Consider the following 8,557-nt stretch of genomic DNA (forward strand, 5'->3'; position numbering starts at 1 on the left):
AGATAGAACTAGAATAGCATTGGGCTGCGGAACTTGCTGATGACTTATTGGAACAGCTGCTCGAACAGATTGAGCAACGACCGATCCGTTAAGCATTTCCGAAACTATCGCGTCTCGCAGACCGAACAAAGCTCGACGGCGACTCGCAGCGGCCCCAAAGGCGCGCCGCTGTGCAGCACCATCGGAGTAATGACCAAACCTCGGAAAAGACGACATTATTACAGACTCTTCAATCGCTCGACGATCGACTCGCCATAGGTAGCCCAGGTTCCGATCTGCCGATTTAGAGCCTGACGATTCAATTGCTGGCGGAGGCCGGGCTCATACACTAGGCGTTTTAGCGCCGCTTTAACTTCTGCTGCGGAGGACATGTCGACCGTCAAACATCCTCCGCCTTCCGCAAGTTCAGCCATCACGCCTTCAGAGTGACAAAGGCACGGTCGCCCCATCCAGAGGCTTTCCATGATTGGGAGGCCAAAGCCTTCAGCAAGAGATGGGTAAACTGTGAAGTCGGTTTTTTCATACAATGCAGCGATAGCGCTATCCGGTAGGATTCCATGCCAAACGAGATACTCATCCTCGTCAACGGCGCGCTGAACATAAGCAGCAAGATCTTCGGCGCCCCCGTAACGATTCCCGACTAAATCTAGACGAATTTCAAGATTGGGGTAATCAGAACGCAAGCCGCGAAAGGCCTCAATCAGCACGCGGTGGTTTTTGCGTGGCTCAATAGTCGAGGTGCAAAGGATTCTTACCGTTTGCGTCTCTGAAGCCAGATCAACAATGCGTGGGTGGTCGCTGAACTGTGCCGGTAGCCAGATCACCTCGCGTTTTGCAGGAAGTGGCGCGCCCCTATCGCGATGCCATCGTTCACACTCATTCAGACTAAATCCGGATATTGCGAACAGACTATCTGAGCGGCTCACTGCAGAGAGGTAAGCAGGAAAAGCTTTTGAAACCGCCTCATCAACGAAGCGGGGTTCGTAAATCGGCAGCATGTCATAGAATACAAAAGCAGTTCGACATCCACGGGACTCGCCCCATGCAACACGTGCCTCGGCCGTATGGTCCAGAATCACCTCAGTGAATAAAAGGATAGGCTGAGCGGGACATCGTGGGTCACGCGACCGCAATAAGCTTTCCACGGTACCGTTCCAATTCAGCGCTGATGCCGTCCGACCTACCCAATCAGAAGGTCCAGCGTTGCTTGATAAGAACGGTTGATTGTAGATCGATAAAAGCTCATAGCTACTAGAAGATGCGTTCCATTGAACAAATAGAATTTCTAAGGCCGGTTTTTCAACTAGAACGGCGGCGAGCCTGCGCGTGACACGTATGACCCCGGAGTTCCCGGGATCGCGCGCCGAATTCGTGACGTCCATCAGGATAAGGCGACGTCCATTGCGCTGTGTACTTAGATCTACAGGGTTACTAGCGAGATTAAAGATCTCTCGGGACCACTCATCAAGTGTCCTCGTCCAAGAAAAATTGTCTCGGAAATTCTGGAAACGCTCCATCTGATCAATCTGACTCGGTAGGCCATCATGTAGGATCGCAATTGTTTTCTGTTCCATCTCCGCGAGAGATGAACAGAGTAACCACGGATCGGCAATTACTTCCGAATGAGCTCCAATTGCAAAGGCTAAAACTGGTCGACCGAGCCACTGCATTTCAGCGATAGGAAGGTTGAAGCCCTCCCAGAGTGAGAGACTCAGTCCTAAGACGCAGCGCTCCATGGCCGCTTGAAGTAAAACATCGCTTACTGTAGGCATCGCTGTGACATGATCGACCAGGTCTGCCGGTACGTTAATCTCGTCCGGACCTGTTAGTAGAAGAATATGGATCGAACATCCTGCCTTCTGCGCAGACCGCATTATATCAAAAACTGCCGGCGAGTTTTTATATCCCGCCGACTCGTATCTTCCAAGGCCTAAAATTAGGGACTTGCCTTCCCTAGCTCTAGCATCAATTTCGGCCAAAATATTCGCTTCGGTCTCAATAAGATCGCAATCCTCGAATTTAAATGCATAATTCGACATATGGTCTGCGCCAAGGAGAACGGTTGTAACACCTTCAGAGCCTCCACGATCCGGCTCAGTTTGAGTCTCGCAAATGAATGAGCTGATCGGCAAAACCTTCGTTATAAAAGGAAGTGTGGCTTGCCTGAGGCGGCGGAGCTCTCTTTGAGTAGGTAAAGCGGATTCCGGAAAACCATCATGAGGCACAGCGCCTGCGTCGATAAAGACGCTGCGCACTCCATAAGCGGGCGCCCTTGCGGCAACCCCAAAGAAAGGCCAACCCCCGGTAATCAGTATATCTATAGAAGTATCCTTCCGCATCCCTAATAAGGCGTTTGCCGCTGCCTCATCAGCACCAGCAAGGTCGATTCCGTCAGGCAACTCCATTATAGTAATCGAGTGAGTAATTTCTTCTAAAGCCGCTCGGTCACAGCGCAAGCATGCAAACGAGACTTCTGCACCGTTTGCCACCAGGTGTTTGGCCAAAAGGATAAGGATACGGTCCACCCCAAATCGAGCGAGAAATCGCTCGTTGCAAATCAAGATGCGTGTCGGTGCGGCAGTGCTGGATTTCGCCATCAAGTTGGCCCTACTGACGAAAGGTGGAAATGGTCTTGTGGGGTAAGTGCGGTGAGGAGACGCGCGGTTCTAGGTCCGTTCGATGCAAGGCCGCCACCAATTGTGTCGGTATCCTGGATGGCAGCTACCGCGCCGAGGGCGTCAAGTAACGAGCTATAAGCGCTAACGGCACACCCGTGTTGGACCGCATCGGCCAGCGATGACTCGTCCGGCACAAGAACCGGAATTCTTGCTCGAAGTGCTCGGCTGATCAACGAGTGCGTGTGTGCGTCTGTTTCCCCGAGGACCCAGAGCAGCCGGGCTTGCCTCCATGCTTCCCCCCCGGCCCAAGTGTGCCAAATAAAACGGATCCGACGCACCTGCTTCTCCTCCACAATGTGGAAACGATGCATTAGCATCCGAAGGTGTTCTGCGAAAACGGGAGAGGGTGCTGTCCCGGAGCAGATAACGACTAGATCGTCGGATGGACGCGCATGTTGTAGCGGAGTCCTGTAGAGTTTGATTAGCCGCTCGAGCGTAGCTTTTTCGTCAAAGCAAGAACGGCGTTGAGAATTATAATTGCCGAACCGCACAACCAAGCTAGGATCTTCAACGAAACGTCGCATTGCCGCAGCTAGGTCGGCAGCGTCCCCAGGGCGCACGAGAAGACCAGATAGCTTGTCGTCGACGAGCTCAACGTTGCCACCTATCCGCGTTGCAATTTGCGCACGGCCTGAAGCTGCCGCCTCTAAAAGAGATACGGGCTCGTTCTCGGGCCAATGGGAGGCCAGCACAACAACGTGGCTCCGTTCGAGCACCGCGAGAGCGTCCGCGTGGTCTAAACGCCCGTTATATTTTACACTGCTTCCGAACCGATTGGACGCAATATCTTGGATCAGTCCTTCCGCCATATGGCCATCCCCAGCGATAGTCAGGCTCCATCGACCATCAAGCGAACTGTCCTTCGCCAAAATCGCTGCGGAATCTAAAAGCGTGGCGATACCTTTGTGTTCACCAAGATAACTAAAGCAGCAGAAATTGATCGGTATTAAATGGGGCAACGGTGTAACAGGAGTTGTTTCAAGTGGAATGCCATTAGATAGATGTTTTACCGTGGCCCGAATCACTTCCGACCTGCTGTACGCGCCGGCCATGTAAGAGCTAGGACTAATAAGTAGGTCGGCCTGATCCACGCACCAAGCAACGAAATCTCTTCGCATGCGTATTGGCACGCTATGAGTATTTTCAATCGAAATAGCAGGCTGGCAGAGTGCGCATTCTTCGTGGTTATCGCAAGCACCGCCATCGCTGCGCAAAAGCGTATTTTTGAAACAAAAACCATTATGATCATGGAGCGTGACAATAACTCGCGCGCCAGTGGCTTTGGCCGCCAGTATCAAATTGTATCCTAAGCCAGTTACATTATGAAAATGTACTATGTCAGGCCGATGAGCGGCAAGCAGGGCACGAAAGACCCTTTCCACAGACGGCAAATGAAAGTTGTCACTGACGTTTAATGAAGTTAAACCAATCCGGTAAACTGGGAAGCCTTCACCAGTTTCGAGCTTGAGATGCCCCGGCGGATGTTCCATACTCGGTATGGCGCCAGCGAATACAGCGACCGCTAGGCCCTCGGCGAAGAGAGCACGGGCTTGGCGGTGGGCGACGATTTCTGCGCCACCTATTACGAAGGGTGGAAATAAATTGCTGACTATGATGACTCGTTCCAAGCCGGATGCCCCTATTCTTGGTGACCGAAGACGCTTTACTCCATGTGGGGCATCGATGTCGATAAGAACGTTCGACGGGGGGCAGCCTTCTATCCATTGTGCGGTGATACTATCGTCGCAATGAATTCTGCACAGTCTTTTCACGCAATCGGGTCGCCAGCGCACTTGGGTCTGCGCAACAAAACATGGAATTAAGCAATGACTGATGACGAGTTTATTGTACGCCTATATGACGCCCTATTACTTAGATCGCCGAATGTTGCTGAACTACGGCACCATTTGTCGGCTTTGAGCGATAGCCGTGACCCGAAAGAAACCTTTTTGTCTTTTTGCAACAGCGAAGAGTTCAAAGATAGGCGTCGCGAGCGCTTACTAGACATAGAATGCATAAATTCTTGCGTAACTGACTCTCGCGTTGCCAGGCTGGAGAAATATCGACTAAGAGTCTTAGAGATACTTTCTCCCCTCAACGCGCAGGACGTCCTACATTATAAAAAAGTACGCATCGGCCGCAATCATGATGGCGGATATGTGATGATTGATGACTTCGAGGGAATTGATGCAGCGTACTCGTTGGGTATTTCAGATGACGTTTCTTGGGATCTCGCATTTGCTGAACTTGATATAGATATTTTTCAGTACGACCATTCGATTAACGAGCTCCCTGTAAAACATAATCGGTTCCACTGGTCAAAACTCAAAATCGCTTCGGAGTCCGCGTTTTCCAATGAAACAATAAGTCTTCAGCGCGCCTTCGACGGTAACGCTCATAGCGTCTCCCGAGATTATATCATTAAAATTGATATTGAAGGATCGGAGTGGGATATGTTTGCTGATACCGATCCCAGCTATTTGCGCGCATTTAGACAGATAGTTTGCGAATTTCACGGATTTCACAAAATAATCGACGACCGTGAATACTCAAAAATGGTAAGAGCCATCCAAAATGTGACGACGCACCACAATGTAGTGCACGTGCATGGCAACAATTTTACTCCGTGGGCAATCATTGGGGGGGTTGCAATACCGGATACTTTAGAGATTACTTTTATAAGAAGGCAGGGCAGAAATTTTCAACCGTCTAAATCAGTTTTTCCGACATCATTTGATCAGCCAAACAACCCTGAGCTCGCCGACATGTACCTTGGGAACTTCAATTTTCCCGTTCGATAACTGTTTGCTGCCTGGATCGCTTTTGTATTTATATTAGAGCGTTTTCGGTTTAATCTGGCTCATATCCTGCGGCGGCGAAGAAGTTGGCGCACTGGTCGGGTGTGACGGTGTCGACGAGGCGCCCGATGGCCGACCACAGACCCTCGACGGTCCGCTCCGCGGCCTTGCGCAGCAGCGCTTTCAGCTTCGAGAACGCCATCTCGATGGGGTTGAAGTCGGGGCTGTAGGGCGGCAGGAACAACAGCCGCGCGCCGGCCGCCTCGATGGCAGCTCGCACGGCCGGCCCCTTGTGGCTGCCGAGGTTGTCCATGACGACGATGTCACCGGGAGTGAGTTCGGGCACCAAGACGCGATCGACGTAAGTCTGGAAGGCGTCCCGGTTGATCGGCCCATCCAGCACGAATGGGGCGGTGATCCCGGATAGGCGCAGGCCCGCCACGAAGGTCGTGGTCTTCCAATGGCCATGCGGCACGGGAGAGCGCAGCCGCTCGCCGCGCGGTGAACGCCCGCGGGTGCGGGCCATGTTGGTCGTGGTCCAGGTCTCGTCGAGGAACACTAGGCGGGCCGGATCGAGATCGGGCTGGCCCTCGAACCAGGCCTCGCGCGCAGCCCTCACGTCCGGTCGCTTCTGCTCGGCTGCGTGCGCTGTCTTTTTTTGTACGTGAGATCGCGCGCGTCGAGGAACGTCCAAAGGGTGCCGAGCCCGACTGTCAGATCGTGCGCGTCTCGAAGCCGGGCGCGCATCTCCTCCAGGGTGATGTCGTCCTGCGCGTCGATCAGGCCGCGCAGGAACGCCTCGTGCGGATCGAGCTTCGAGCGGCGCGCGCGTCCTTGCGGACGGGCCGCCACCGTCCCGGTCGTCGCGAGCGCGGCCATCCAGCGGATCGAAGTGGCGACACCGACCCCAAACCGCGCCGCCGCCTGCCGCCGCGAGGTCGTGGCGGCGGCTTCCACCACCCGATCGCGCAGATCCTGACTGTAGGGTCGTCCCATCTGTCGCTCCTCCTCCAGAGCGATCAGTGAATCAGCCCGACAGTCTCGCGTGAACCCTGCCGCATCGACTCAGCCCAAACCGAAAACGCTCTAGACGCCTTGATGAAGCCAAGCATAGAATTTGATTTTTCATCTCGCTCAATGGGTTTCCGCTCCTTAAGCGCGCGATGGCCGAATTAAGTCGCGGAATTTTGGAGATTGATGATTTGTGCGGTACTGTGATAGGATTGGCAATCAAAGCACCTTATTGAAGGCGGTTTGAGTCTCTGAATCTTTCGGACGTGGCGGATTGAATGCCCTTCGTAAGTTAGATCACAATTGTAGTTTTGGGCGCAGTTTTGGAAGTCAAGCAAGCGAGATGCGATACTTTGTAAAAATGGCGACGGCAGTCCAGGCCTGGCCCCGATCCGAGTTATACTGATTGTTGCGTTTTCGACTTTCAAATTACACGCCAAGAAACAACTATACATTCGCGGCCGACCTTTTTATCCCGTTGTTGGGCCTCTCGCCGTGATAACTTTAGGTGAAATCCTATCTGGCCATTATCACTAGGTGATAACCTCCGCTCGTTACAGTGTCTCTGAGGTGTCTACCAAATCTGTGAGGTATCAATTGGCTGACGGTGTGGAGGGACCTCGGGCTTCTGTTCCAATACATGAGACCTTAGAGCACCGCCGACAAATCTGGTGCACAGTGGTGAAGGCATCGGATGGAAACTCCAGCGCTTTCCCGGATCAGCGGTTCGCCTTTCCGCCGCGTTCCATCGAGGTATGCTAGGCCTAGGCCACCCCAGACTTCAGCCCGTCCGTTCGCGACCGAGTGCTCGATGATCTGGCCTGGGATGAAGTCGAGATCCACAAAATGAAGGTGCGGATTGCGCCCCCAGTCAGCCGACTTGATACCCCTTCGCGTCGCAGGGTTTCCCGAGTCATGCATCAGGATAAAGAGCGGCTCCTCGGGCTCGTAGGCAAGTACTAGGCTGATGTCACGTTGTACGCCTGCTTCCGAATGGTCGGCGTCAATTAGCACGAAGTTGAGTGGCAATCGGCGTTCCCGGAAAGAAGCGAGCGCTTCGGGAATGAGGTTGACGGAGTTGCCGATTCTCAACTCGGCGTTGGGGGGACAAGGGAAGCGCCCTGGGACGGCTGGGTCGATGTCGATCGCGATGATGTGTTTGGCGAACTGACTCGTGAGCGATAAGCTCCCGCCGTGATAGACGCCGATCTCTAGAGCGCCCTTTGGCCTCACACGCGCCAGCACGCCGGTCAAGCCAATCTGCTCCCAGGGCATCATCTGCCAGTTATCTAACAAGACGTTTGGGAAAAGCGTTTCAGAAAACATGCGTTCTTGTCCCTGGGTTGGCCAGCTTGACTGGCCTCCGCTACAGCTTATTGACCGGGCCGATGACCCAGCTTCGGTAGTTGGTCATCGTTAAGGCAGGCGCGAGCGCGAAGCAACAGCAGTTCAAGCGCGGGATGGCTTTATCGCGCCCCTTGGAATGACTTCGATTTGGAGCTAGGAGTCGTGGGCGTACAAATGGACGAGGAAGCAGAGTCGTTTCTGCGAGCAATCGATTATTATGGTCTTAAAACCGCAGTCGTCAGGGTTAGTGATTGCTGAAATCTGATGCTGTTGCAGGATCGACAGCCTTCTGATCTGCACTTGATGTTCGAAATACGGCGGGAGGGAGGTGTCGAGGGCGAGATATTTGAAGGCGCTCGACGCGGCAAGCCGCAAGTTTGAAAAGTACCTACTGAGGTAATACTCGACGTTGCGATGCGACATGAGGCGCACGGCGAAAGGGCCGACGCAGAGTGAATGGCAGTCAGCTCACCGATTATGGGATCTCCCCGTTTCTTTGGACGGTTAGGGGGCTTAGCTGAATAGTGACCCTGACCCACCAAACTGGTCCGCGCTTAGCGCAAGTTTTTCGGGCATCCTGAACCCTGAAGGAGGGTGGATGCCATGCCTCGCAAACGCTTCACGAACGAACAGATCGCCTTTGCCCTTCGGCAGGCGGAGAACGGCGCGACGGTGGACGAGGTCTGCCGGAAGATGGGTGTGTCCGAGCCGACGTTCTACCGC

6 protein-coding genes are annotated in these 8,557 nt (G+C 53.6%); 2 read left to right on the top strand and 4 right to left on the bottom strand.

Translation table 11 applies throughout. The annotated features are described in order from the left end of the window. Nucleotides 1-218 precede the first annotated feature (218 nt). Together AO398_RS27955 and AO398_RS27960 are read right to left on the bottom strand one after the other, a co-directional pair. On the bottom strand, nt 219-2,597 hold the full coding sequence (locus AO398_RS27955) for a glycosyltransferase (protein ID WP_082643483.1): 2,379 nt from the start codon (nt 2,595-2,597) through the stop codon (nt 219-221). Beyond that, nucleotides 2,597-4,471: a glycosyltransferase gene (locus AO398_RS27960; RefSeq protein ID WP_348272378.1), complete on the bottom strand. Its 1,875-nt coding sequence runs from the start codon at nt 4,469-4,471 to the stop codon at nt 2,597-2,599. Before AO398_RS27960 ends, AO398_RS27955 begins: the two co-directional genes overlap by 1 nt. A gap of 33 nt (nt 4,472-4,504) precedes the next feature. Here AO398_RS27960 and AO398_RS28710 point away from each other — a divergent pair, with 33 nt between their 5' ends. Further along, nucleotides 4,505-5,479 (top strand): DUF4214 domain-containing protein, encoded by a 975-nt coding sequence (locus AO398_RS28710; RefSeq protein WP_152997688.1) that lies wholly within the window; start codon nt 4,505-4,507, stop codon nt 5,477-5,479. Nucleotides 5,480-5,528: 49 nt separating this feature from the next. Here AO398_RS28710 and AO398_RS27965 read toward each other — a convergent pair. Together AO398_RS27965 and AO398_RS27055 are read right to left on the bottom strand one after the other, a co-directional pair. After that, nucleotides 5,529-6,472 (bottom strand): IS630 family transposase gene (locus AO398_RS27965; RefSeq protein WP_152997689.1). Its coding sequence is split into 2 segments (ribosomal slippage): nt 5,529-6,136 and nt 6,136-6,472, totalling 945 coding nucleotides; the frame shifts between segments, so codons are not numbered across the junction. A gap of 663 nt (nt 6,473-7,135) precedes the next feature. Continuing rightward, nucleotides 7,136-7,813: a class I SAM-dependent methyltransferase gene (locus tag AO398_RS27055; protein ID WP_152997690.1), complete on the bottom strand. Its 678-nt coding sequence runs from the start codon at nt 7,811-7,813 to the stop codon at nt 7,136-7,138. A 624-nt stretch (nt 7,814-8,437) separates the two neighbouring features. Between AO398_RS27055 and AO398_RS27065 the strand changes: the two genes are divergently transcribed. Further along, nucleotides 8,438-8,557, top strand: a 120-nt coding sequence (locus tag AO398_RS27065) for a transposase (RefSeq protein WP_152997577.1), incomplete at its 3' end; no start/stop codon positions are given.

The organism is Methylobacterium sp. GXS13, assembly GCF_001455965.1.
In the GTDB taxonomy this organism is placed as follows: Bacteria; Pseudomonadota; Alphaproteobacteria; order Rhizobiales; family Beijerinckiaceae; genus Methylobacterium.

What these genes read in the sequence shown, in the direction of transcription:
- AO398_RS27055 (WP_152997690.1), bottom strand. Translation starts at nt 7,813, where the DNA reads ATGTTTTCTGAAACGCTTTTCCCAAACGTCTTGTTAGATAACTGGCAG.
- AO398_RS28710 (WP_152997688.1), top strand. Translation starts at nt 4,505, where the DNA reads ATGACTGATGACGAGTTTATTGTACGCCTATATGACGCCCTATTACTT.
- AO398_RS27955 (WP_082643483.1), bottom strand. Translation starts at nt 2,597, where the DNA reads ATGGCGAAATCCAGCACTGCCGCACCGACACGCATCTTGATTTGCAAC.